Annotated in this window: 24 protein-coding genes, 1 other RNA gene and 1 pseudogene; 13 read left to right on the top strand and 13 right to left on the bottom strand. The window is 31.8% G+C overall.

All coding sequences use genetic code 11. The features are described from left to right. Window positions 1-70: 70 nt before the first annotated feature. The 3 genes and pseudogenes from IEV10_RS06615 to IEV10_RS14455 form a co-directional block, all read left to right on the top strand. Window positions 71-982: a hypothetical protein gene (locus tag IEV10_RS06615; RefSeq protein WP_188373894.1), complete on the top strand. Its 912-nt coding sequence runs from the start codon at window positions 71-73 to the stop codon at window positions 980-982. 76 nt (window positions 983-1,058) lie between these two features. Further along, complete coding sequence (locus IEV10_RS06620) at window positions 1,059-1,202, top strand: hypothetical protein (RefSeq protein WP_188373895.1); 144 nt, start codon at window positions 1,059-1,061, stop codon at window positions 1,200-1,202. Between the two features lie 17 nt (window positions 1,203-1,219). Further along, window positions 1,220-2,143, top strand: a pseudogene (locus tag IEV10_RS14455) (recombinase family protein); the annotation flags it as partial. Between the two features lie 568 nt (window positions 2,144-2,711). On the opposite strand, the gene ssrA reads toward IEV10_RS14455, so the two are convergent. Beyond that, window positions 2,712-3,105: a transfer-messenger RNA gene (gene ssrA, locus IEV10_RS06635) on the bottom strand. A gap of 126 nt (window positions 3,106-3,231) precedes the next feature. Here ssrA and IEV10_RS06640 point away from each other — a divergent pair. Further along, window positions 3,232-4,440 (top strand): NAD(P)-dependent oxidoreductase, encoded by a 1,209-nt coding sequence (locus tag IEV10_RS06640; RefSeq protein WP_188373896.1) that lies wholly within the window; start codon window positions 3,232-3,234, stop codon window positions 4,438-4,440. On the opposite strand, the gene IEV10_RS06645 is transcribed toward IEV10_RS06640, so the two are convergent. From IEV10_RS06645 to IEV10_RS06680, 8 genes are all read right to left on the bottom strand, one after another. After that, a complete protein-coding gene (locus IEV10_RS06645; RefSeq protein ID WP_188373897.1) occupies window positions 4,419-5,072 on the bottom strand; it encodes a DUF1361 domain-containing protein in 654 nt (217 codons plus the stop codon). The genes IEV10_RS06640 and IEV10_RS06645 overlap by 22 nt on opposite strands. Further along, entirely contained in the window at window positions 5,069-5,449 is a 381-nt protein-coding gene (locus IEV10_RS06650) for a ribosomal maturation YjgA family protein (protein ID WP_229719616.1), read from the bottom strand. Before IEV10_RS06650 ends, IEV10_RS06645 begins: the two co-directional genes overlap by 4 nt. Further along, the gene (locus IEV10_RS06655) at window positions 5,446-5,757 is read right to left on the bottom strand and encodes a hypothetical protein (protein WP_188373899.1); all 312 of its coding nucleotides are present in this window, start codon (window positions 5,755-5,757) and stop codon (window positions 5,446-5,448) included. Before IEV10_RS06655 ends, IEV10_RS06650 begins: the two co-directional genes overlap by 4 nt. Window positions 5,758-5,828: 71 nt before the next feature. Then, on the bottom strand, window positions 5,829-7,211 hold the full coding sequence (gene creD, locus IEV10_RS06660; protein ID WP_188373900.1) for a cell envelope integrity protein CreD: 1,383 nt from the start codon (window positions 7,209-7,211) through the stop codon (window positions 5,829-5,831). A gap of 4 nt (window positions 7,212-7,215) precedes the next feature. After that, window positions 7,216-7,719 (bottom strand): Coq4 family protein, encoded by a 504-nt coding sequence (locus IEV10_RS06665; protein ID WP_188373901.1) that lies wholly within the window; start codon window positions 7,717-7,719, stop codon window positions 7,216-7,218. A 57-nt stretch (window positions 7,720-7,776) separates the two neighbouring features. Beyond that, a complete protein-coding gene (locus IEV10_RS06670; protein WP_188373902.1) occupies window positions 7,777-8,070 on the bottom strand; it encodes a winged helix-turn-helix domain-containing protein in 294 nt (97 codons plus the stop codon). Between the two features lie 122 nt (window positions 8,071-8,192). Then, the gene (locus IEV10_RS06675) at window positions 8,193-8,414 is read right to left on the bottom strand and encodes a hypothetical protein (protein WP_188373903.1); all 222 of its coding nucleotides are present in this window, start codon (window positions 8,412-8,414) and stop codon (window positions 8,193-8,195) included. Further along, window positions 8,411-9,019 (bottom strand): hypothetical protein, encoded by a 609-nt coding sequence (locus IEV10_RS06680; RefSeq protein ID WP_188373904.1) that lies wholly within the window; start codon window positions 9,017-9,019, stop codon window positions 8,411-8,413. Before IEV10_RS06680 ends, IEV10_RS06675 begins: the two co-directional genes overlap by 4 nt. Window positions 9,020-9,127: 108 nt before the next feature. On the opposite strand from IEV10_RS06680, the gene IEV10_RS06685 reads away from it, so the two are divergent. Continuing rightward, complete coding sequence (locus tag IEV10_RS06685; protein WP_188373905.1) at window positions 9,128-9,490, top strand: hypothetical protein; 363 nt, start codon at window positions 9,128-9,130, stop codon at window positions 9,488-9,490. Between the two features lie 3 nt (window positions 9,491-9,493). Beyond that, window positions 9,494-9,880: a DUF1801 domain-containing protein gene (locus IEV10_RS06690; RefSeq protein WP_188373906.1), complete on the top strand. Its 387-nt coding sequence runs from the start codon at window positions 9,494-9,496 to the stop codon at window positions 9,878-9,880. On the opposite strand, the gene kdsA is transcribed toward IEV10_RS06690, so the two are convergent. Beyond that, entirely contained in the window at window positions 9,867-10,685 is an 819-nt protein-coding gene (gene kdsA / locus IEV10_RS06695) for a 3-deoxy-8-phosphooctulonate synthase (RefSeq protein WP_188373907.1), read from the bottom strand. The two genes, IEV10_RS06690 and kdsA, sit on opposite strands and share 14 nt — an antisense overlap. A 176-nt stretch (window positions 10,686-10,861) precedes the next feature. Between kdsA and typA the strand changes: the two genes are divergently transcribed. From typA to IEV10_RS06725, 6 genes are all read left to right on the top strand, one after another. After that, entirely contained in the window at window positions 10,862-12,661 is a 1,800-nt protein-coding gene (gene typA, locus IEV10_RS06700) for a translational GTPase TypA (protein ID WP_188373908.1), read from the top strand. A 78-nt stretch (window positions 12,662-12,739) separates the two neighbouring features. Then, window positions 12,740-12,979, top strand: coding sequence for a uroporphyrinogen decarboxylase (locus tag IEV10_RS06705; RefSeq protein ID WP_188373909.1), 240 nt, complete (start codon window positions 12,740-12,742; stop codon window positions 12,977-12,979). Window positions 12,980-13,067: 88 nt separating this feature from the next. Beyond that, window positions 13,068-14,366, top strand: a complete 1,299-nt coding sequence (locus IEV10_RS06710) for an O-antigen translocase (protein ID WP_188373910.1) — start codon at window positions 13,068-13,070, stop codon at window positions 14,364-14,366. Window positions 14,367-14,422: 56 nt separating this feature from the next. Then, the gene (locus IEV10_RS06715) at window positions 14,423-15,709 is read left to right on the top strand and encodes an O-antigen translocase (RefSeq protein ID WP_188373911.1); all 1,287 of its coding nucleotides are present in this window, start codon (window positions 14,423-14,425) and stop codon (window positions 15,707-15,709) included. Window position 15,710: 1 nt separating this feature from the next. Then, window positions 15,711-17,285 (top strand): phosphoethanolamine transferase, encoded by a 1,575-nt coding sequence (locus IEV10_RS06720; protein ID WP_188373912.1) that lies wholly within the window; start codon window positions 15,711-15,713, stop codon window positions 17,283-17,285. Continuing rightward, window positions 17,282-18,379: a glycosyltransferase gene (locus IEV10_RS06725; RefSeq protein ID WP_188373913.1), complete on the top strand. Its 1,098-nt coding sequence runs from the start codon at window positions 17,282-17,284 to the stop codon at window positions 18,377-18,379. Before IEV10_RS06720 ends, IEV10_RS06725 begins: the two co-directional genes overlap by 4 nt. Here IEV10_RS06725 and IEV10_RS06730 read toward each other — a convergent pair. The 3 genes from IEV10_RS06730 to IEV10_RS06740 are packed head-to-tail and all read right to left on the bottom strand — an operon-like array spanning window position 18,376 to window position 20,921. Beyond that, window positions 18,376-19,332, bottom strand: coding sequence for a glycosyltransferase family 2 protein (locus IEV10_RS06730; protein ID WP_188373914.1), 957 nt, complete (start codon window positions 19,330-19,332; stop codon window positions 18,376-18,378). The two genes, IEV10_RS06725 and IEV10_RS06730, sit on opposite strands and share 4 nt — an antisense overlap. A 2-nt stretch (window positions 19,333-19,334) precedes the next feature. Next, window positions 19,335-20,225 carry a glycosyltransferase family 2 protein gene (locus tag IEV10_RS06735; protein ID WP_188373915.1) on the bottom strand — a complete coding sequence of 297 codons (891 nt, stop codon included), beginning with the start codon at window positions 20,223-20,225 and terminating at the stop codon, window positions 19,335-19,337. A 12-nt stretch (window positions 20,226-20,237) separates the two neighbouring features. Further along, window positions 20,238-20,921, bottom strand: coding sequence for a cell division ATP-binding protein FtsE (locus IEV10_RS06740; RefSeq protein ID WP_188373916.1), 684 nt, complete (start codon window positions 20,919-20,921; stop codon window positions 20,238-20,240). A gap of 261 nt (window positions 20,922-21,182) precedes the next feature. Between IEV10_RS06740 and IEV10_RS06745 the strand changes: the two genes are divergently transcribed. Continuing rightward, entirely contained in the window at window positions 21,183-24,206 is a 3,024-nt protein-coding gene (locus IEV10_RS06745; protein ID WP_188373917.1) for a tetratricopeptide repeat protein, read from the top strand. The last annotated feature ends 16 nt before the right edge of the window (window positions 24,207-24,222 follow it).

Raw genomic sequence — 24,222 nt, forward strand, 5'->3', positions numbered from 1 at the left:
AAGAAAGTCGATGTCTTTATTACAAATATTAAAAGTTGATTTTAAAGCAAACTTTTAATATTTTAGCATCATGATTAATCTAAAAGACTATTACAAAAATTTCAAAGCTAATAATGAGTTATTTGAAATCCTTAGGGAACGTCGATTCAAAAAAACTGAAATGGATGTTGTCTATGATGATTTTGTCAGATGGGAGAAAAACGGATTGCTATGGAGTGAATTTGAAGATAAGCATCATCATAGAAAGTATAGCTATGTTTACTATACATGGGTCAAGTTAGTAGAACAGTTACGTCAGTTTGGGTTTGATTATCAAATCATCAAAACGTTCAAGTGTAGTTTATCTGAAACATTTGATAATGATTTTTATAAATTGGCAATAGAAGAAAAGCGTGAACTTTTACTTGAATATTGTTCAGAAGAAGAATTGAACAGGTTTAATGATGAAATTGAGAATGAAGTTGAAGAAGAAAATCCAATAACTGCTTTTGAGAGTTTCATCCTAAATGTGATCAATCACAATGATATCGTAAGTCTACTCTTTTTTCATAATAAACCACATTTTTATGTACCTATTTCTGGTGAGATATTGAAAGAATTTGAACTAAGACCTGAAGCTTCTGAGTACTTTGAATACCTAAAAGAATCTCACGTGAGTATCTCCATTAATGAAATAACTAGAAGCTTCATTAATAATGATATTCCTTCAGATATAAGAAGTGAGAAATTCACATCGATACTTACTGAGCAAGAACATAATGCGCTTAAGCTTATAAGAAAAGACTATAAAAACCTAAAATCTGTATTGATTACAACAAAGGATGATCAATTAAATATGATAGAATTAGAGACAGTTAAAAAAGCTAATGCCGAAAGTATGTTTATCCATCATTTTAAAAAAGGAGATTATAAATCAATGCATATAACAACAGTTGACGGCAAAGTTGTTTATATAACGGATAATGAAAAACATAAATTATGATACTGAAGACCTCAGATCGATTCAAGAATAGCTATCCTGTCATAAACAATGAAGGTGATGCACATGTTAATTTAACATGTTTTCAATTAATAAGGCAAAAACTATTTTAAATGCCAATAGAGAAGAAAAATTAAATAATGACCAAGTAAAACAGGTTTTAGAACTTTTAGAAGTATTTGCTCGAATGAGTGTAGAACAATTTAATAAGCAACAAGAATGAAAAAGACAGCAGTAATTATGTCACGCGTTAGTAGTGATGATCAAGTTAGAGGCTACAGTCTGGATGTTCAGTTTGAACAATTGACCAAATACTGTCAAAGACATGATGTAGAGATATTAAAGCATTACAGAGAAGATCATTCGGCAAAAAACTTCAATCGACCAGAGTTTCAAAAATTTTTGGAATATGCTAAACAGCACAAAAATCAAATTGACTATTTACTCGTAACCACCTGGGATCGATTCTCAAGAAATATGACTGATGCTAATTTAATGCTCAGAACATTAAAAGGTTTAGGAATAGAAGTACAAGCAATAGAGCAACCTATTGATTTTTCTATACCAGAGAGTAAAGCGATGTTGGCTATTTATTTAGTCTTTCCAGAAATTGATAACGACAGACGTTCTCTTAAGATTAGAGGAGGTATAAGAGGTTCTCTAAAAGCAGGGAGATGGTGTAGGCAGGCGCCAATGGGATACAGAAATACAAGAGATAATAAAAACAAACCTATAATTGTCCCAAGTGAGAAAGCAGAGTATATTCAATATGCTTTTAACCAAATTATAAAAGGAAAATCACAAGTAGAGATACGAAAGGATATAAAGAACAAAGGAGTTATTATTAGTAGAAATAATATCTCACTTATTTTAAGAAATCCAATGTATATGGGAAAGATTCTAGTTCCTGCAAAAGATGATGAACCAAAAGTTTTAGTTGAAGGACTACATCAAGGAATCATATCTGAAGAGGTTTTTTATCAAGTCCAAAATATCTTGAGTAAACGAAAAAAGAAATCGAATAGACCAATTTATAATTCAATGAGAGAAGAGTTGCCACTCAGAGGGTTGATATACTGCTCTAATTGTCAAAGCAAAATGACTGGAAGTCCTTCAAGAAGCCAGAATGGAAAGCAATATTTCTACTATCATTGCAACCATTGTAAAAAAGATAGAATCTCGGCAATAAACGCAAACAAGACTATTGAATCTATATTGGATGATTTCAAATTCTCGAGAGGAGCAGAGACCATTTATGAAATGATGGTTCAGAAGTTATTATCTGGTAATGAAAAACAAGCAGCAATAAAAAGAAAGAAATTAAATGCTGAAATAGATCAAACTACAAAACGATTGGAAAAGCTTCAGGACTTATATGTTGATGATAAAATAGATATAGAATCTTATTCAGAAACTTATGACAGATATTGTTTGAAACGTGAAGCATTAAAACAAGAGCTTAAAAGTTTGCAAACAGTGAATAGTCAATATAGAACATGGCTTAATAGAGGTGTTCACCTGCTAAAGAATATGAAGGAGTATTACAATAAATCATCAGTTAAACAAAAACAAAAACTACTGAGTTCGATATTTCCTGAAAATCTCTTTTTTGAAGATAATAAATGTCGAACTACAAGAATTAATGACGTTTTGCGCTTTATGTTGCAGATAGATAATGAGTTAGGTAATAAAAAAAGAGGACAATTTTCAAATAAATTGAAATTGTCCTCTCGAGTGGAGTCGGAGAGAATCGAACTCTCGTCCAAACAAGTAACCAAAGAGCTTTCTACACGTTTATTCTATTCTTAGATTTTCGATAATAAGCTGGCAAAAGACAGCCTACTTATTACTTAGCTTCTTAATCTCGAAAGGGCATCAAAGCGCTACCCAATCTTAGTTAATATTTACGATGCCTCTAAATAGAACGCCACTAACCAAGGCTTTCTGGAGACATTTAGCTTGCTCACCTTGTGAGCCTAGGCCAATCTTACTATAATTCAGATTATGCAGCTAAAGCGTAGTTATTCTCGCCGTTTAAAATTTGGTCTAGCCTTTTACGTGTTTCAATGCCATTACACGACGTGCTTACCATTTCATTAATCTCGCTGTCAAAACCAGTCGACCCCAAAATGATAAAAAGGATAGCGAAGTTACAAAAAAAGTTGTGCAACCTCTTAAATCCAAGTATTTTTGAGCAAAAATTATTCCAGACTATATTCTAGTCGTTTTGTCAGTAATATAAAAGACCTATTATGAAGTTTGCTATTATAAAGGAACGTAAAAATCCGCCAGACCGTCGTGTTGTATTTTCACCAGAAAAATTGGCTGAAGCTAGAGCAGAATTTCCTAATGCAGAATTTATTGTAGAATCTTCAGATATTAGAATATTTCCTGATTCGGCTTATAAAGCATTAGGGTTTAAGGTTACAGACGATGTGTCTGATGCCGATGTTATGATAGGTGTTAAGGAAGTACCTTTGGAATATTTAATTCCTAATAAAAAGTACTTTTACTTCTCACATACCATAAAAAAGCAACCTTATAATCGTAAGCTGTTAAAAGCTATGCTCGAAAAGTACATAGAAATGTTCGATCATGAAACAATAGTACGTGAAAACAATGCACGTTTAATTGGTTTTGGGCGTTATGCAGGATTAGTTGGCGCATACAATGGTTTTAGAGCTTTAGGTCTTAGAGATGGATTATTTAATCTTCCAAAAGTTGAAACCCTATCTGATTTAGATGCCGTAAAATCTGAGCTAAATAAGATTACACTTCCAAACATTAAAATCTTATTGACAGGAACGGGAAAAGTGGCCTATGGCGCAAAAGAAATCCTTGACCATTTAGGGATTAAACAAGTCAGCGACGCTTTGTATTTAACGTCGGAGTTTACAGAGCCAGTCTATTGTATGGCTGATGTTATGGAATATGCCAAACGTAAAGATGGCAAAGTAGGAGAGAAGTTTGCTTTTTACAAAGACCCAAGTGGTTATGAGAGTAATTTTATGCCTTATGCAAAAGAGACCGATTACTTTATAGCTGGTCATTTTTATGGCGATGGTGCACCATATTTATTTACTCGTGATGATGCCAAACAATCTGAATTTAAAATCAATTTGATAGCAGATATCTCTTGCGATATTGATGGGCCTGTTGCGAGTACAATTCGCCCTTCGACAATTGCTGAGCCATTTTATGGTTATCATCCACAGACCGAAACTGAAACTAGTTTTGATGCTAAAGATGCTATTACAGTCATGGCAGTAGATAATTTGCCTTGTGAGCTTCCAAAAGATGCTAGTGAAGGTTTTGGTGAGGCTTTTTTAGAACATGTTATTCCAGCATTTTTTAATAATGATAAAGATGGGATTTTACAACGTGCAAAAATGACCACATCAGAAGGCACTTTAGCTGATAGATATAGCTATCTAAAGGACTATGTGGATGGTAAGGAATAGATTTTTTTAAACATCCAATATCCAACGAATATAAACATGCCAAATCCAAACGTAAACAACCAAACTTCTTGGTTAGCTCTAGGGTAAACAACCATATCAATGATATCAGATATTAACTGCTGAGGTTGGCTTAGTATTTCCCAAGAGTTATAGCGTAAAAATCGACCTAGATATACACCAAAAGCACTAAGGAAAATGATTCCAGTTATGAGGTATTTTACATGTAGCTTTTTAAAGTGATAACTTAGCAATAGCTTCATATCATTTAGAGATAAAAAGAAGAGTAATAGTCCAGTTGCGGCAAAGGATAGAATAACCAGAATATCTAGCCATAGCATCTGCGAATTACTAATGCGTAGGTGCAATAAATCTGTTATGATGTATGGTGAATTGGGAAGAAATAATAGCCAAATGCAAAACCAGAAACCAAATTTTAATTTGTTTAATTTTCTTGAGCTTAAATACATAGTAATGGCATAAGGCACAATGGCTAGAATGATATTCCAAACTAGAAATAAGTAGAAGAATGACTTATTTAGTTTTACCCTAAGCACAAGTAATAGTCCACTCATACAGATGGCTGAAACTAATATGGATAATGTATCGATTTTTTTGATGAGATATGTTTTCATTTAAAATGTTTTGAATAGTTTGTTTCAATGATGAGAATAGTAATTATACCTAATGTGTAAGCTATTAAATCTAAAAACTGAAAGCTAGTTCCTAATATTAATTTCGCGAAATGATTGCTTTGTAGGTTTAATAGTTCTAGAACTTTTGTTAGCTGAAGAAACTCTATAATAAATGCTATGATTAGTACTAATATGGCACTACGCCAAATACCTAAAGATGTTAATCCTCTTAATCCACAATAGAGAAGAATGACGACCAAATAATCCCCAAACGTATGTCTTATAAATCCCGTTTTTAAGAAGATTGCTATACAAGCTTCAATTAAAAAAAGAAGTATTGCTAAGATTAGATATGTTTTATTGAGTTGCATTTTCATAATAAAAATTTAGGTCCAGGAAATGATATTATCATGTAGAAATACAAAATAGCAATAGGAATATTAAGTAGTATAATAGCAATAGTCTTTAGAGCTTCTAATCGGTCTATTCTGTTCAGAATTGCTGCGCCAATAATAACAGTTAGTACGACTGTATTTGTAATTATTGCAGCTACAACAAAGAGAAATGCTAGAAATACATTTACTACAGTTTCACCATAGTAGAGATAAAATGCTAAAAAGATAGTGCCAATGACAAAGCTGACTAAAGCAATTGTTTTTCCTGTATTGCTGATGTTGTTTTTCATTTTAGAAGCTTTTATTAAACCTCGTTCATTTCAATAAATTGAAAGAGGAACGAGGTCCAATCACCAACTAATTAATCGTTATGCCAATCTATTTTCCTAGAAACAAACATAACACTAGCAAGTATTAAGAAGAGTCCAATACTACCTACTAAAAGTGCATAATTTTCTAGTTGAATAATTACATAGATAAACGCATACAATGCCGAAAGGGAAATGCCAATAAATGCTGAAAATTTCAAGCTTTTTAAAATAGATTTAGAATACAAAGTGATTAATGTTACTACCGAAATGCCTGCGACTAAATAGGCTTTTAAGAAATTACTATGCTCAGATATAGAAACGAGAAGCGTGTAGAACATAGTCAGCGCTAAACCAATCATTAAATACTGAAACGGATGAATGTGAATCTTACTCATTGTCTGTATTAAAAAGAAGATTAAAAACGTAAGGCCAATGACTAAGAAGCCATATTTTGAAGAGCGTTCACTCTTCTGATACTCATCGACTAAAACAACAAACTTGGTCCCGAAAGCAAACTGATTGAGATTAGGGATTTTATTAAGATACAATTGTGAGAACGCGCGATTAATAGACAATACTTTCCAGTCTACTTTAAAACCTTCTTGATTAATGCTTCTGGTTTCGTCATTTGGTGAATAGGCACCAATAAAACCTGGGTCTGCCCAATTAGAAGTCATTGTCATGGTTGTGGTTTTACCAACCGGAATCATTTGTATTTGCTCGCTACCATCGTAAACAACCTGCATGTTGAATGTAAAACTACCTTTTAGAATCTCTTGGTCTATAAAACCAGTTTCTAACTCATCTAAGCGATTTTTGTAATTACTATTATCGTTAAAATTAGTCTCAAAGTTGTAAACAATACCATTAAGTTTTACCGCTATTTCCGTTTTTATACCTTTAAGATTTGTGGTTTTAAATAGTATAGAGGCTTTGTCCCAAACAATATCTTCGTTTTTAATGTCTTTAGATGTTAAGTCTGATGTTTTGTATTCTCCAGTAATTTTAAAATCTGAGGTAAACACAGCAGATTCAAAATTACCAAGGTACATGGATTTGGACTTCACGTCTGATACAACGTCTAATTTTTCAGGAAAGATATACGCATAGTTTATATGCGTTTCAGTTTCTTTAATATAGGTTTTTGTCTTCTCATTATATGTGGTTTTTTCCGAGTAGGTTTTATAAGGTAATTTTAATACTGGACCATAAACTAAGATGTTACTTCCCCATTTTTCATTGATTTCATTAACGACATCAATTTGTCTGTAAGAACGTTCTTTTATTAATACATTAATATATGATAGAGGAATAAGAAGTACTATAACCAAAAAGCCCACCATAAGCATTCGAGCTGTGATGGATGTCTTTAGCCAATAAGTAAATCTGTTTGACTGTTGTTTTTCTTGTTGAGGTGTGTTCGAATGTTCCATGGTATTAATAATTTAAGATGTTATTGTTAATGTTTTGTATTTGAGATTTTGAAAATATTGACATGCGTAAATCGTCAATAGGGATTCGAAGAAGTTTCTTATAATCAAATTGATGAAATGCGTTAGCTAATTTTCCTATTTTATAAGACTTGTAGTAGTATTTATAATAATCTGGCAGTATAGCGATGCCAAGGATAATTGCACCGTAGAGGTAAGGGCTGCGTTTACCATTGCCATAACAAAGGCATTGTAAGGCTATTTCGTCCTCTACTTCAGTACTATAGCCGCATAACACATGGTAGCAATCGTGACGTTCAACTTTTGGTATAAGCTCAAAATTATTTTTGTTAAGAAATTCGCCAAGATGTCTGCCGAATGATTCAATAGGAAATTGTAGTAAGTCTTTTTTAGAGTAGGTCCATGATTCATGTTTTTTGAACATAGATGTATATATACGTTGCGAATGTTCAAATAGAAATATAATGAGTTGTTTTCGTTTGTTTTTCATTTTAAAAGTACTTTGAAATACAAAGTAAATACGCAAAAAAATAGATTTTGGTTTTTACTAAGTCTTTTTTATTAGTTTTTCTAGGGCATTAATGTGTTTTTTAAATTCGGCTTTGCCAAGCTTGGTAGCAGAGTAGCGGGTGTTAGGTTTCTTACCAATAAATTGTTTTTCAATTAAAATATACTCAGCCTTTTCTAAAGCTTTTGTATGGCTGGCAAGATTACCGTCAGTGGCCCCAAGTAATTCTTTTAGCGTATTAAAATCTGCATGTTCATTTACCATGAGTACAGACATAATTCCCAACCGAATACGGTGGTCAAAGAGTTTGTTTATGTTGGTTATTATACTCATTAAATAATTAACTTCCCGCAATTGGAGAACCAAAAATACCAACTGCCATTTCAATCCATAATAGTAATAAAATGATTATTACTAGTACAATAATAAGACGTTTTGTTTTTTTAGACATGAGATTACTTAGTTTTATAAAGTTTAGATTTAGTCATTAACCAAATACCAACTAGAGATAGAATAGTACATATAGTAATGGTTATAGTATTGTCTATAATTGGTAAAATATTAAAATCTATACACTCTAACTGAGCTTGTTTTTTCCCTCTATAAAATGCAAAGCATAATGTTGAAAAAATAAGAATGTAACCACTAATTTGTTTTAACTTTAATTTTGACTTCATCTTCTATCATATTTAAAATGCATCCAAGTTCCGTATACGATATGCATCATTCCAAAACCCAAAACCCATAACCAAAACCCATATCCTGGGAAAGCTGCAGCTATAAGTCCAAGAATAATCTCTGTATATCCTAAATATCGAATATCACCAATGCTATATTTTGAGGCATTTACTAGAGCTAAGCCATAAAAAATGAGCATAAGTCCACCAGTTTGCCCGTAACGACCTTGACTTAAAATGATAAGACAATAAAATCCCCCTACAATAAGAGGAATTAGGAAATTAAGTAATAATCGCTTTGATGAATTGTCCCATATTTTTTCATTATTTTTTTTGGCTTTTCTCGTAGTTAGTATGATTCCCGTCACCACGCTAAATAATGCGACTAAGAATAGAATTAACATAGCTGTTCTAAATACCCAACCATCTAGGTATAATTCACCATAGCTATAGGTTGTGACTAGCCAAAAGGCAACTGCGGCACCAATTAATGCATAAACCCCTGCTAATATCCCAGATAAACCACTTAGAGAAATAAATCTTGAGGATTTATTCATTAAGTTTTTAATCTCACTAATGTCTTTTAAATAATCTTCATTGTTCATAATAAAGTACTTTGAAATACAAAGTAAAATAAAAAGACTAAAACTAACAAACCTATTTTAGAAGATTTTAACTAAATTTAGATATTCTAACTATAAAAACAATAAATCATGATCGTTACATTATTAACTGTTGCAAATATTGCTGGTGGATTACTCTTAGGTTTAGCTACTTTAGATAAGTGGGATGGTGATCGTAATTTTTTTAATAAAATAGCTGGAGCTTTAGCACCATTTCAAACCATTATTGGTGGCGCTTTGGTTGTTTTGAGTTTAATGAGGATTTTTGGAGGACACAATTGGTTGTTTAATTTTGCTAGTCTTATAGGTGGTTTTTTATTATTAACACATGTTATTGGCAAAGCACCAGCTTTTAAAGAAACACTTCAAAAGTTATCGGATAAATTAAGCCCTTTTAAAGCTATTATAGGTATTGGAATATTAGCCATAGGTATCTGGAATATTTTTGTGTAAATCTTGAACCCTGCCGAAGAATACATACTCGAGCAGCAAGAACCCTTCAAGTCTATTTTATTACAATTGCAAACGATAATTGAAGCAGTTGTACCAGATGTTGAAATGCTTTACAAATGGCGTATCCCTGTTTTTTATAGCAAAGGGATATCAATCTGTTATTTAAATCAATCTAAGGATTATGTGGACTTTGCATTTTGGCACCGTAAACAAATAGATAAATACCAAGAGCACTTTGTACTCTCGAATCGAAAATCTGTAGCATCTCTTCGTTACAAATCTGTTGACGATATTCAAGATGATGTCATTGTCTACGTGTTACAAGAACAGCTAAGAATCAACACAAGTCCTTACGCAGTTATAGGAAAATCAAGAATTAAAAAGAAGTAACTAGTTTTCTTATTGCCGTTAAGTTGGTCAATAAGCCTTCAAGATTATCAAGGTGTAGCATATTTGCACCATCACTTTTAGCATTTGCAGGGTCAAAATGCGTTTCAATAAATAGGCCATCAACATTATTTACAACACCGGCACGTGCTATAGTTTCAATCATATCTGGTCGGCCTCCTGTTACCCCAATAGATTGGTTAGGTTGTTGGAGCGAATGTGTAACGTCTAAAACTGTTGGCGCATAGTCACGCATAGTTGGTATGCCTCTAAAATCTACAATCATATCTTGGTAACCAAACATGGTGCCTCTATCAGTAATCCAAGCACTTTCATTTCCAGCATCTTTAACCTTTTGTACGGCATGTTTCATAGCTTCAGGACTCATAAACTGCCCTTTTTTAAGGTTTACCACTTTGCCAGTTTTAGCTGCTGCAACAACTAAATCCGTTTGCCTTACCAAAAACGCAGGTATTTGTAATACATCTACATACTCTGCAGCCATAGCGGCATCAGATGCTTCATGAATATCTGTTACTGTTGGTACATTAAACGTTTCAGACACTTTTCTTAATATTTTAAGTGCTTTTTCGTTGCCAATACCAGTAAAACTATCAATACGACTTCTATTAGCCTTTTTAAAACTGCCTTTAAACACATAAGGAATTTCAAGCTTATCCGTAATTGAAATTACTTTTTCCGCAATACGCAATGCCATATCTTCACCTTCAATAGCACAAGGTCCGCAAAGCAAAAAGAAATTATTAGAATTTGCATGTTTAATATTAGGGATATTTTGAAGTGTCATTCTTTGAAAACGTTTTTAAGTTTACGCTGCAAATATACTATAAGTTTTGGGTTAATAAGACACCAATAAAGAGCTGATTTACTCCATAAAAAACGAAAAGAAATAGCGTAACAATTTGCTAAGCCATATATCCAATAATAAAGCGTATCTTTGCACGCTTAAAATCAGCACCTATTATGGCGACTATTAAAAATATTGCAATTATTGCGCACGTTGACCACGGTAAAACAACCTTGGTAGATAAGATTATGTATCACTGCCAATTATTTCGTGAAAACGAAAACACAGGCGATTTAATTTTAGATAATAACGATTTAGAACGTGAAAGAGGAATTACAATTACGTCTAAAAACGTTTCGGTAATCTATAAAGACACCAAGATTAATATCATTGATACACCTGGTCACGCCGATTTTGGAGGTGAGGTAGAGCGTGTTCTAAATATGGCTGATGGTGTGTTGCTTTTAGTAGATGCTTTTGAAGGGCCAATGCCGCAAACACGCTTTGTATTACAAAAAGCAATTGATTTAGGATTGAAGCCTTGTGTGGTGATAAACAAAGTAGATAAAGAAAATTGTACGCCTGATGAAGTACACGAGAAGGTGTTCGATTTAATGTTTGAGCTTGGTGCAGAAGAATGGCAATTAGATTTTCCTACAGTTTACGGTTCTGCAAAAAACAACTGGATGAGTGACGATTGGAAGAACGAAACTGAAAATATTGAGCCATTGTTAGATATGGTTATTGAGCATATTCCGGAACCAAAAATTGAAGAAGGTAGTACACAGATGTTAATCACGTCTTTAGATTTTTCTTCATTTACAGGACGAATTGCTATCGGAAGATTGACAAGAGGCACTTTAAAAGTAGGGCAACAAATTTCTTTAGTGAAACGAGATGGTTCTATAGTAAAGAGTAAAATTAAAGAACTACATACTTTTGAAGGGCTTGGACGTAAAAAAGTAGATGAGGTAATAGCAGGAGATATTTGTGCTATTGTCGGCTTAGAAGGTTTCGAGATTGGTGATACTGTCGCAGATTTTGAAAATCCTGAAGGTTTAAAAACTATCGCTATTGATGAGCCAACAATGAGTATGTTGTTTACAATTAACGATTCTCCTTTCTTTGGTAAAGATGGTAAGTTTGTAACATCTCGTCATATAAAAGATCGTTTAACAAAAGAGCTTGAGAAAAATTTAGCTTTACGTGTCGAAGAAACTGATAGTGCAGATAAGTTTATGGTGTTTGGTCGTGGTGTACTCCACTTATCAGTATTAATTGAGACCATGCGTCGTGAAGGCTATGAGCTTCAAATAGGGCAGCCACAAGTTATCATCAAAGAAATTGATGGCATTAAATGCGAACCTTTTGAAGAAATGACAATTGATTTGCCTGAGCATGTTTCTGGTAAAGCTATTGAAATGGTTACTATGCGTAAAGGTGAGATGTTGAGTATGGAAGCTAAAGGCGACCGTATGGTTTGCGAATTTATTGTGCCATCTCGAGGTATTATTGGTTTGCGTAATCAATTGTTAACGGCTACAGCTGGTGAAGCTATCATGGCACACCGTTTTAAAGAATATCAGCCATTAAAAGGTGGTATTCCTGAGCGTCAAAATGGGTCTTTAGTATCCATGGAGAATGGGCAAGCGATTCCTTATTCTATAGATAAATTACAAGATAGAGGTAAATTTTTCGTGGATCCAGGTGAGGACATCTATGAAGGTCAGGTTATTGGAGAAAATTCTCGTGGTGATGATATGACGGTTAATGTTACAAAAACTAAGAAATTGAGTAATGTACGTTCAGCTGGTGCGGATGATAAAGCCAAGATTGTACCAGCGATTAAGTTTTCTTTAGAGGAAGCCTTAGAGTATATTCAGAAAGATGAGTATGTTGAGGTGACACCAAGCCACTTAAGACTGCGCAAGATATTTTTAAAAGAAGTCGATCGCAAGCGTAACAAAATACACTAGGCGATTTCTAAAATTATAAATTTTGAAAAAGAGAAATATTGAAAAGTGTTTCTCTTTTTTATGCAAACCAAAATTTTAATGGAATTATTTGGAATAACGGGAACAGAATACATAGGTTACTTAGCATCATTTATGGTCTTACTGTCTTTTACAATGAAAGATGTAAAAAAGCTAAGGTTAGTAAATATGTCTGGTTGTATACTTTTTATCGTTTATGGATTTTTAATGCCTACACTTCGTATAGGTTTGCCTATTATAATAGCTAATGCGGCAATTTTAGCCGTCAATGTTTTTTATTTGCTGAAATCAGCGAAGTAGTAACTTGTTAAATTTTATCGAGTTATGTTTGAAGTTAAAGTCTTAAACAATTAGATTTGCTATTAAACCCCTATAAGTTTACCCTTAGTTGAAGAAATTTAATAAGTACATCAATACTAACGTTTTATTTAACGTAGCCAATCTCAATTCATTTACTTTAGGAATTAGAATTATAGCAGGTCTATTTACTTCTAAGTTTATCGCCATTTTTATTGGAGCTGAAGGCTTAGCATTAGTAGGTAATATTTCAAGTTTTTTAAAAGCTATTCAATCTTTTTCAGCATTAGGATTCTATAAGGGAGTGGTGAAATATATAGCTGAATTTAAAGAGAAAAATGAAAAACTAAGTGAGGTGCTTTCGACATCCTTTTATATAGGGTTTTTAAGCACAATGTTATCTGCTTTTGGATGCTATTATTTTGCCGAGCATATTAACTCATTTCTTTTTGGTTCTTCGGATTATGTATATGTTATTGAAATACTAGCTATTGTACTACCATTTTATACTTTAAATGCGTTTTGCTTTGCTATAATGAATGGCTATTCTAAGTATAAGTTTTTACTGATTATAAACATTATAGGACAAATTGCAGGGCTTCTGATAACCTTATTGCTGATCTGGCAAGATCGAATAGATGGTGCTTTGGTAGCTATTGCCATAACACCAGGATTGGTCTTCTTAATTACTTTGGTTGGTATCTTATTTAGAACCAGTTTGGTACCTTTTATCAAGATTACGAATGTGTCTTCTAAAATACTTGCTAAGCTTAGTCCTTATTCTATAATGGCACTTTCAAGTGCAGTAGCATTGCCAATTGTCATGATTTTAATCCGTAATTATATTACGGGAGAAATAGGACTAAAAGAAGCTGGGTATTGGGAAGCCATGAATAGGATTTCTGATTACTATCTCATGTTTGTTAACTCATTAATAGCATTATATTTAGTGCCAAAATTAACAAAGACTAATACAAAAAAAGACTTTAGAAAAGAAGTCATTAGTTTTTACAAAAACTTGATGCCTTATTTTGCAGGTCTTTTAATAGTCATGTATTTTACTAGAAAATTTGTAGTAACTTTAATTTTTTCTGATGAATTCTTACCAGCCGGTGACTTGTTTTTATGGCAAATTTTAGGTGATTTTATAAGAGTTTTGGCTATGGTCATTGCCTACCAGTTTTTAGCAAAGAAGATGTTTAGTCATTTTATTATACTAGAAATATTCCTTTTTGTTACGCTTTACTTTTCAAGTGTTTATCTCATTGATGTTTTCGGCTTAGAAGGTGCTGTAATGGGACACTTCTTTACACATCTTTTACATTTTGGAATAGTGATTCTAATATTTAGTAGTTCACTTTTTGGTATTATACAAGATGATACAGTATAAGTTAGTTATTAAGTTTTTAATGATTGATAATCTTAATAACTATTAGAAATTTGTAAATGAAATTTAGAATTTTTAATTCCAATCTTCTTATAAGGGCTTCTTATTTTAATGCCATAATAGTACTTGTAAGAGCTATTTCTGGTATCGTTACCTCAAAAGTAATTGCATTATTTCTTGGGCCAAGCGGACTAGCTCTTCTTGGCAATCTTAGAAGTTTTATACAAACCGCTTCAAGCGTTACTGCAGAAGGTTATCATAATGCTACAATTCGTTATGTGTCTGAATATAAAGATAGTGAACTTAAACAAAAAAAGACTGTTGCTACTATATTTCAATTAAGTCTTGGGTTGGCTTTTTTAATTGGTATAATTCTCTGGGTATTTTCTTCGACTTGGAGTGCTGTTTTGTTTAAAACAGAAGCATATGCATATGTCATTAAAGTTTTAGCAATAGGCTTACCTTTTTTCTCCTATAATTTGCTTGTAATATATGTGCTTAATGGATTAGAACGCCATAAAAAATTAGTTATAGTAAATTCTATTTTGAGTGTAGGTAATATGCTTGTTACTATAAGTTTTGCCATCAAATTTGGTTTGCAAGGTGCTTTAGTAGGCATTATTCTAGGACCGATGATAGTTTTTATCATTAACTTTTTTGCACTTGCCGAAAAGCGACTTATACTTTTTTATGCATTTAAGTTTGAATTATTTTCAATTAAGGCACTTAAAAATATTAGCATTTATTTTTTAATGGCTGCATATTCTACAGTCATAGTGTCAATAACCTTTTTATTAATAAGAAACCTTATTATAGAAAACCTAAGTGTAGAAGAAGCTGGCTATTGGGAAGCCATGAATAGGATATCATCATTTTATCTAATGTTTTTTATTAGTTTAACCTCTTTTTATCTATTACCTCGATTATCAAAAACAAATAGCTTTGAAGTTTTTAAAAAAGAAATAAAAAGTTTTTATGTATTAATAATACCTGTATTAATAATTGTATTTGCACTTATTTATTTTCTGCGCTATTTGTTATTAAATATTCTTTTAAGTGAAGAGTTTATTCCAACTTCAGAGTTGTTTTTTTGGAGACTTATTGGAGATTTTATTAATGTTATAGCTATTGTTCTAGTAAAACAATTTCATGCTAAACTTCTTTTTAAAGCATATTTGTTTTCCAATGGCCTTTTGAGTCTGTTGTATTTTTGTTTGAGTTACTTTTTTATAGATATATATGGCTTAGTTGGTGTTGTAAAGGCTTATGCTTTTAGTTATATGGTTTATTTACCAATAGTCATTATTTTTATTTACAATTATTACAAGAGAAACAAAATAAATTAGTGTGAGAGAATATTTTAATATTTATTTAAAACCAAGTGTTGCAATATTACTCTACCCAGTATTATTATCACTTATGTTAGAGATAATAATACATGAGATAGAATTCTCTACATTCTTAAACTTAGCCGAAAATATCTTATTTGCAGTTATTGTTTTAATAATGGTTAATCTGCTTTCATATTTTAAATATGGAAAAAAAATAGCCAATTTTATTATAGGGGCATTTTATTTGATGTTGATTATTGAAACAGGTTTGTATTTGTTGTTTCAAACAAGGTTTAACGCTTCATATATATATGTAATATTAAATACCAACTATAATGAAGTAAAGGAGTTTAGTATTGTCTATTATAATAAAAATTTATTCTGGTTACTTCTGTTTTTTATGCCTTTATTTCTATCCTTCAAAAGGAAAAATTTCAAGAAAGCTACTGGCATATCAAAAAAAATGAGGCCAAATTTTATAGCCATTATAATAATATTAGCAATATTAAAATTTAGTGGACTTATAGTTTATAACTTGTCTTACATTAGCATAAAGTCGTATGTACAATATAATAAGCAGATAGCGTCTATTAACGCTTCTGTAAATTCTAAAAATAATCTCAAAACAGAATTAGTTACAGATAATGATGTAATAGTTGTTGTGATCGGAGAATCCGCGAGTAGAAAGCATATGGAGATTTATGGCTATAACCGTAACACAAATCCAAACTTAAAAGCATTATCAGATTCATTAGTTGTTTATGACAACGTCATCAGTCCTCACGCCTATACAACGGGATCTATTAAAGATATTTTTACCCTGTCAAACTACGAAACCCCTGATGCTGAAAATACCTTAATAAATTACATTAAAAGTGCTGGCTTTAAAGTTGTTTGGCTCTCAAATCATAGAGCAGTTGGGGTTCATGATAATTTGGTGTCAAGGTTAGCATCTTCATCGGATGAAACTCAGTTTTTAAATTACAATGATTTTCGAAAAAACACTTTGCACGACGAGGTTTTATTACCAAAAATCAAGAATAAGCTCTCAGAGAAAGGGAAAAAAGTAATCTTTGTTCATTTAGTAGGAAGTCACTATGCTTATAATAAAAGATATCCTGATAATTTTATAAAATTTTCTTCTTCAGAAGCGAATAGAAAAAATGATATTATAAATACTTATGACAATTCAATCTTATACACTGATTTTATTCTAAGTGAGATAATTAACTCCGTAAAAAATATAAATCAAAAAAGTGCAGTATTATATTTTTCTGACCATGGAGAAGAAGTGTATGATGTCGCTAACTATTTTGGACATTTTGAAGACAAACCTACATCTACAATGTATGAGGTTCCATTTTTTGTTTATATGTCACCTACATTTGAGAGACCTGAAGGCTTTGTAGTTGATAAATCGCGCCCATATATGTTAGATGATTTTCCTCATAGTTTTACACATTTTATAGGAATTGAAAGTGACTTGCTTAGCAAGAGTAGAAGTGTTTTTAGTGACAATTTTGAACTCCGGAAACGTATAATTCAAGAAAATATAGATTTTGATGAATTCAAGTCAATAGAAAACAAATGACATACAGAATTTGTATACTGATTGAGAGGTTAAATGGAGGTGGAGCTGAACGTTCTGCAGGTTTGTTATCTATAATATTAACGGAACTAGGACATAATGTTGCTTTAATTACTCTTTTTGATGATATAGCTTATCCATACAAAGGTGAGCTCATAAACTTGGGCGCATATAAAAATGAATCTACATCATCATTAAATAAGTATTACAGATATAAGCAATTATATAGAGAAATAAAGGAGCGCCAATTTGATATTGTTTTAGATTTTAGAATGAAAAACTTTCCTCTAAGAGAGTTGATTTTAAATAAAATAGTATTCAGAACTAACATGATAAATATGGTTAGGCATTTTAATCTTAAATGGTACTTTCCGAATCCAATATTGCTCTCAAAATATTTGTACAAGAGGTATTTGTCAATTAATACAGTCTCTAAAACTATTCAAAAAGAAATAGAAAAAAAGTTCTCTTTCTCTAATGTTAGTACAATTTACAGTCCTGTTGATATAAGTTATATCAAAAATAAAGCACAAGAAACGATTACAATTACTGACGATTATGTAATTGCTCTAGGAAGACTAAATGTTATAAAGCAATTTGACAAACTTCTAGAAGCTTATAAAAATTCTGTATTGCCATCACAAAATACTAAGTTATATATAATTGGAAGTGGACCAGAAAAAAATGCATTACAGACAAAAATTAAAAGATTGAATCTCCAGGATAAAGTGCATTTATTAGCTTTTCAAAATAACCCGTTTCCCTATTTAGCAAGTGCAAAATTTTTGATTATGTCTAGTTTAGGCGAAGGTTTTCCTAGAGTTTTGATAGAGTCTTTAGCCTGTGAAACACCGATAATTTCTTTTGACTGCAAATCTGGTCCTAATGAGATAATTATAGATAGAAAAAACGGATTGTTAATAGAAAATCAAAACTTCGAAGCGCTAACTAATGCCATGAATGAAATGTACACTGACAATACTTTATATAAAATTTGTAAAGTTAATGCTTTAGATAGTATACAATCTTTCTCTATGAATCAAACGTCAGTAAAATGGAATAAATATATTACTGAACTTATGGAAAGTAGATTCTAATTGCTAAATGAGGTAATTCTAATATTATATTTCAGTAGTATTTTTTTGATGCTTTTTAAAAATTTTAAAAAGAATAAAGGACTTTTTAATAATACTTTCTGCTTTAAATTAAGGTTGTTAAAATTTAGAGATTTGATGAGATGGTCGAAGTTCAATCTGTCTTTTGCCAACTTGTATTCTATCGCATAGGCGTATCTTTTAGAGTCTAAATACTTTTTTAAAGAACGATTGTTTGGGTGATTACTCTCATACATGTCTAAATTTGGAATGGTTTTGTTTTTAATTCCTTGTCTAGTTATCTGATTAGGTATATTGCTCAAAATTGTGGTGAGAACTGTATAGTTATATGCCAATTTTTTAGTTATAAAACATTTTAAGTAAAAATCTACATCTTCTGCATAATCGATAATTTCATCAAATAAAATTCCGGATAACATCTCTTTTTTAAAAGCAATGCTGCTTTGGCAAACTACAGATTGAAATTTATTTGCTAAAAAGAAATCTTCAATTAAAAAAGCTTTGTTTTTTAGATTATGGTCTAGATTTTTTTTAGTTTCAACAATATTCGTTTTGCTATATTTTTCTTGATAATCTGTACCATAAACTGAAGCTTCAGGAAAAGTTGAATAGAGACTGTAAATTGATTCTAGAAAATTTTCATGCCAGATATCGTCAGCGTCTAACAATGCAATAATTTTTCCTTTTGATAAAGAAATACCAACGTTTCTTGAAGCTGAAAGTCCTTTGTTTTTCTGGCTGCGAATTAAATAGTTTGAAGAAGATTTTAAAACATGCTTTGCGTTTTTGAGACTTTTATCTGTTGAGCCGTCATTAATTATAACAATCTCGAAATCATCAAAGGTTTGATTGAGTACAGATCTAAGCGTCTCTTCTATGTAGAGCTCTTTATTATAAAGCGGAATTACTACCGAAAAAAATGGTGTGCTTGGCATATCTATTTGCTCAAATCTTTATGACTAATGTATAATAATTTATATATCTGGAGTAAACGCACATTTGGATTATTACTCAATAAGTTTTTACGAATGGATTTACTCAAAACATTATATAGAATTGAGCAGACATAATTAAGTCTTAGTTTTTTTAATAAGCTATACGTTTTTAGTAGCTTGTTATTATGAGTTGTAATCTTCTTTTCGTCTCTCATCCAAAAAAGTGTACTGATAGCTTCTTCGGCTTTTTCTATGTATTTAGTATTGTTTTCTAAACCATAGTGATACACTTCATTATTTATATGAAGTACTTTAACCTTTTCGGCTCTCAATAGAGCAGAGAAGTAATTGTCAAGACCATAGCCATTTCTATCTAATCTAGAATTAATTTTAGAAAAAATGGATTTTTTAATTAAGAAATTAGCGGAAATGATGAGTTCGTAAGGCTTTAAATTTCGTTTTTTGGCATCAAGCTCTTCATAGGTTTTTCCATATTTCCAGCGTAAAATGCCTGTGTCAATTTTCATAGAAGCATCATAAGCAAATCCACCAAAAATAGCATCATATCCTGAATCTATTTGCGAAATATAATTCTTAATGAATGCTTTGCTTTTTGGCATTACATCTGCGTCTAAAAACAACAACCAATCGTGTTTAGCTTTATCACATAAAAATTGCCTAGTTGCTGTGCGACCTAGATTTTGCTCGGCGTTAAAATATTTAGTGTAAGACAACTTGTTTGTAAATACTTCATTCTCTGAGGCATAAATAGTTGAAGCATCATCTTTGCACAAAATCTCAAATGTAATATCTGTTTCATGGAGCTGCTTATAAATTTCTTCTACAAGCTTAGAAATTTTGTAGTTATATGTTGGTATAAGTATCGAAAGCATTTAGAGACATAATTAGCTTTTCCGTTGTACCACCTCAAACACTTTATTTTCATCGCACTTAAAAGTTTTGCTTGGGTATTTTAAAAGTAACGCATAATCATGGGTTGCCATCAAAATAGTATTACCGTTTTTATTGATGTCTTGCAAGACTTCCATAACTTCAATACTTGTTTGTGGGTCTAGGTTTCCTGTAGGTTCGTCTGCTAAAATCAACTCAGGTTCATTGAGTAGAGCACGAGCAATAGCTACACGCTGTTGTTCACCACCAGAAAGTTCATGCGGAAATTTAAAGCCTTTATTTCCCATGCCAACTTTATCTAATACCTTAATAAGACGTTCGTTAATTTCAGTTTTATCTTTCCACCCTGTAGCTTTTAATACAAATTCCAAGTTGCCATTAATAGTGCGGTCTGGCAATAATTTAAAATCTTGAAATACGATTCCTAATTTCCGCCTTAAAAACGGGATATCTTTTTCTTTTAATCCAAGCAAGTTAAAATCTACGATATGACCTTCACCTTCGGTTAATTCTAGGTCACCATAAAGTGTTTTCATAAAACTACTCTTGCCACTTCCTGTTTTACCAATGAGATATACAAAATCACCCTTTTGCAGTTCCACATTAACATCACTAAGTACAAGGTTTTCTGCTTGATAGATATTTGCATTTTTAAGTTGTAAAACAGTTTCTGGCATATGCTTATTTTGGTGTAGTAAACGTTATTGGCTATAAATGTATTGCAAAAAAATTAATTTACAGTTTTTAATAATGGCATAATAATTGGCTGCTAAACAATTATTATATAATCGTACAATAGTAGAAAATTGATATTGTTGCAATCTATGTTTGATAACTTGGTTTATAATTAACAGTAATTTTCTGCGTTAGTATTAGGGTATTAATTTAATTTTGAATTAATACCAATCATCATAATCGCAAATCAAAAAACGACGCTAATGACGTTATTAAAAAAACATGTTTTAGGCATTTGCCTCTTACTCTCATCATTCCTTTTTGCTCAAAAATCCGCTATTTATACTAGCGAGTTTAAAGAGTATCAAAAAGCACTCACCTTATATAATAACCAACAATATAAAGCTGCACAATCTTTATTTGACGATATAAAGTATGAAACAGAAGATGAAGTTTTAAAATCTGATTGTAGCTATTACATTGCTAATTGTGCAGTACGATTAAATCAAAAGAATGCGGATGATTTAATTGAAGATTTCGTTGAAGAATATCCCACTAGCACAAAACGAAATACAGCATTTTTAGATGTTGCTGACTATTATTTTGAAAACTCTGATTATGCTTATGCACGCAAATGGTACCAGAAGGTTGATGAGATGAGTATTGCCCGTGCCGAGCAGGATAGATACAATTTTAACTATGGTTATAGTCTTTATGCGACTAAAAATAAAAACGGAGCAGAGAAGTATCTAAATCGTGTTAAAGAAAATGGAGAATACGGTTCCCAAGCGAAGTACTATTTAGGGTATATGGCATACGAAGGTGATGACTATGATGCTGCAAACGAATATTTTGAAGCTGTTTCGGATAATGAAAAGTATAAAGAGAAGCTTAATTATTATCAGGCCGACTTAAACTTTAAACTTGGTAAGTTTGAAAAAGCGATAGAGCTTGCACAAGAACAATTACCAAAAAGTAATGAAGAGGAAACTTCAGAATTGTCAAAAATTATTGGCGAAAGTTATTTTAATCTTCAAAAATATGCTGAAGCTATTCCATATCTAAAGGCTTATAAGGGTAAGAACGGACGCTGGAACAATACTGATTTTTACCAATTGGGCTATGCGTATTACAAACAAGATGATTTTGAAAACGCCATTTCTGAGTTCAATAAAATTATAGATGGTAATAATTCAGTGGCACAAAATGCCTACTACCATTTGGGAGAAAGTTATATCAATTTAGATAAAAAACCGGAGGCATTAAATGCATTTAGAAATGCATCTCAGATGAATTTTGATGACACTATTAAAGAAGATGCATGGCTAAATTATGCTAAGATTAGTTACGAAATAGGTAACCCATATCAATCGGTACCACAAGTATTGGCAGGTTATCTAGAAGCTTATCCAAAAACGGCTTATAAAGAAGAAATCGAAACACTATTGATTGATTCTTACATTACTTCAAAAAATTACAAAGAAGCTTTAAATCTTCTTGAAAAGAAAAATAGTTTCGAAAATAAGTTGGCATACCAAAAAGTAGCCTTCTATAGAGGTATTGAATTATATAACGAAGATAGATACAGTGAAGCTTTAGAGATGTTCGAAAATTCTTTGAAACAACCACGAGACAATGCTTATGTTGCTCGTGCTACGTTTTGGAAGGCTGAAACAGATTACAACCTAACCAATTATAACGAGGCTTTAATTGGGTTTAAACAATTTAAGCAGCAAGAGGGAATTTCTGATACTCCAGAAATCGAAAACTTAGATTATAACCTAGCTTACACATACTTTAAGCTAAAAGATTACAATCAAGCATCAACGTATTTTAGAACATTTATTGATGCCAAAAAAGAGGATAAACTAAGAGTAAATGATGCTTATCTAAGATTAGGTGACGGTTATTTTGTGTCTAGTGACTATAGCAATGCTATTTCGGCTTATGATAAAGCCATAAGCATTAATGAAATCGAAACTGATTATGCGTCATTTCAAAAAGCAATGAGTCATGGCTATATGGGTAAGGCTTCAACAAAAATTAAAGAGCTCAACACATTTATTATCGGTTATCCTAAATCTGGATTAAGAGATGATGCCATGTATGAGCTTGCAAACTCTTATGTAAAAGCTAACGAAATGGACAAAGCAATGTCTATGTATGATCGCTTAAATTCAGAATATAAGCGTAGTGCTTTTATCTCTAAATCACTATTACGTCAAGGTTTAATTCATTACAACGCTAGTGAGAATGAGCGGGCTTTGAGTAAGTTTAAAAAAGTAGCAAGAGATTTTGCAGGTTCTCAAGAATCTATTCAAGCAGTCTCAACAGTGCGCTTAATCTATATCGATTTAGGTCTTGTGGACGAATATGCGCGTTGGGTAAAAACGTTAGATTATGTAGAAGTAACTGATGCAGAGCTAGATAATACAACATATTTGGCGGCAGAAAAGCAATATTTAGACGGAGACACGGATGAAGCGATACGTCAATTTAATAAATACTTAAATGCATTTCCAAACGGAATACATGCTCTGAAATCTCACTTTTATTTAGCGCAACTGTATTACAAGAAAGATTTATTCGATAATGCTAAACCACATTATAAAGCAGTGGTTAATGCTGCAAAAAATGAATACACAGAACAAGCAACTGTTAAACTTAGTGAAATTTATCTCAATAATTCTGAATGGATGGAAGCAATTTCGGTTTTAAAACAGTTAGAAACAGAAGCAGATTATCCTCAGAATATTATATATGCACAGTCTAATTTAATGAATGCCCATTATCAAACTAAAGACTATACAGAGGCTGAAAGTTATGCTGAGAAAGTATTGTCAAAGTCTAATTTAGATACTAAGATTAAAAATGATGCTCAACTCATCATTGCACGTTCTGCAATAGAAACTGGAAATGAAGAAAAAGCAAAATCGGCTTATGCACAAGTTCAGAAAACGGCTTCGGGTAGTGTGGCGGCTGAAGCATTATATTATAATGCATATTTCAAAAACAAAGAAGGCAAACATGCGGCGTCTAATACTGTAATTCAAAAATTAGCCAAGGATTATAGCAGTTATAAATTGTATTCAGCAAAAGGCTTAATTGTAATGGCAAAAAATTATTACGCTTTAGATGATGCTTTCCAAGCGACTTACATTTTAGAAAGTGTCATTTCTAGCTTCCCAGAGTTTGAAGATGTTGTAGCAGAAGCTAGAGCCGAATTAAATAAAATTAAATCTGAAGAAGCAAAGACAAATTCATCAATCGAATCAGGTGATAACTAGAATCGCATCAATCAAA

The sequence above is a fragment of the Winogradskyella haliclonae genome (assembly GCF_014635865.1).
GTDB classification, from domain to species: Bacteria; Bacteroidota; Bacteroidia; order Flavobacteriales; family Flavobacteriaceae; genus Winogradskyella; species Winogradskyella haliclonae.

Excerpts from the sequence above, each read along its gene's own strand:
- IEV10_RS06615 (WP_188373894.1), top strand. The coding sequence starts at position 71 with ATGATTAATCTAAAAGACTATTACAAAAATTTCAAAGCTAATAATGAG.
- IEV10_RS06620 (WP_188373895.1), top strand. The coding sequence starts at position 1,059 with ATGTTTTCAATTAATAAGGCAAAAACTATTTTAAATGCCAATAGAGAA.
- IEV10_RS06640 (WP_188373896.1), top strand. The coding sequence starts at position 3,232 with ATGAAGTTTGCTATTATAAAGGAACGTAAAAATCCGCCAGACCGTCGT.
- IEV10_RS06645 (WP_188373897.1), bottom strand. The coding sequence starts at position 5,072 with ATGAAAACATATCTCATCAAAAAAATCGATACATTATCCATATTAGTT.
- IEV10_RS06650 (WP_229719616.1), bottom strand. The coding sequence starts at position 5,449 with ATGAAAATGCAACTCAATAAAACATATCTAATCTTAGCAATACTTCTT.
- IEV10_RS06655 (WP_188373899.1), bottom strand. The coding sequence starts at position 5,757 with ATGAAAAACAACATCAGCAATACAGGAAAAACAATTGCTTTAGTCAGC.
- creD (WP_188373900.1), bottom strand. The coding sequence starts at position 7,211 with ATGGAACATTCGAACACACCTCAACAAGAAAAACAACAGTCAAACAGA.
- IEV10_RS06665 (WP_188373901.1), bottom strand. The coding sequence starts at position 7,719 with ATGAAAAACAAACGAAAACAACTCATTATATTTCTATTTGAACATTCG.
- IEV10_RS06670 (WP_188373902.1), bottom strand. The coding sequence starts at position 8,070 with ATGAGTATAATAACCAACATAAACAAACTCTTTGACCACCGTATTCGG.
- IEV10_RS06675 (WP_188373903.1), bottom strand. The coding sequence starts at position 8,414 with ATGAAGTCAAAATTAAAGTTAAAACAAATTAGTGGTTACATTCTTATT.
- IEV10_RS06680 (WP_188373904.1), bottom strand. The coding sequence starts at position 9,019 with ATGAACAATGAAGATTATTTAAAAGACATTAGTGAGATTAAAAACTTA.
- IEV10_RS06685 (WP_188373905.1), top strand. The coding sequence starts at position 9,128 with ATGATCGTTACATTATTAACTGTTGCAAATATTGCTGGTGGATTACTC.
- kdsA (WP_188373907.1), bottom strand. The coding sequence starts at position 10,685 with ATGACACTTCAAAATATCCCTAATATTAAACATGCAAATTCTAATAAT.
- typA (WP_188373908.1), top strand. The coding sequence starts at position 10,862 with ATGGCGACTATTAAAAATATTGCAATTATTGCGCACGTTGACCACGGT.
- IEV10_RS06705 (WP_188373909.1), top strand. The coding sequence starts at position 12,740 with ATGGAATTATTTGGAATAACGGGAACAGAATACATAGGTTACTTAGCA.
- IEV10_RS06715 (WP_188373911.1), top strand. The coding sequence starts at position 14,423 with ATGAAATTTAGAATTTTTAATTCCAATCTTCTTATAAGGGCTTCTTAT.
- IEV10_RS06725 (WP_188373913.1), top strand. The coding sequence starts at position 17,282 with ATGACATACAGAATTTGTATACTGATTGAGAGGTTAAATGGAGGTGGA.
- IEV10_RS06730 (WP_188373914.1), bottom strand. The coding sequence starts at position 19,332 with ATGCCAAGCACACCATTTTTTTCGGTAGTAATTCCGCTTTATAATAAA.
- IEV10_RS06735 (WP_188373915.1), bottom strand. The coding sequence starts at position 20,225 with ATGCTTTCGATACTTATACCAACATATAACTACAAAATTTCTAAGCTT.
- IEV10_RS06740 (WP_188373916.1), bottom strand. The coding sequence starts at position 20,921 with ATGCCAGAAACTGTTTTACAACTTAAAAATGCAAATATCTATCAAGCA.
- IEV10_RS06745 (WP_188373917.1), top strand. The coding sequence starts at position 21,183 with ATGACGTTATTAAAAAAACATGTTTTAGGCATTTGCCTCTTACTCTCA.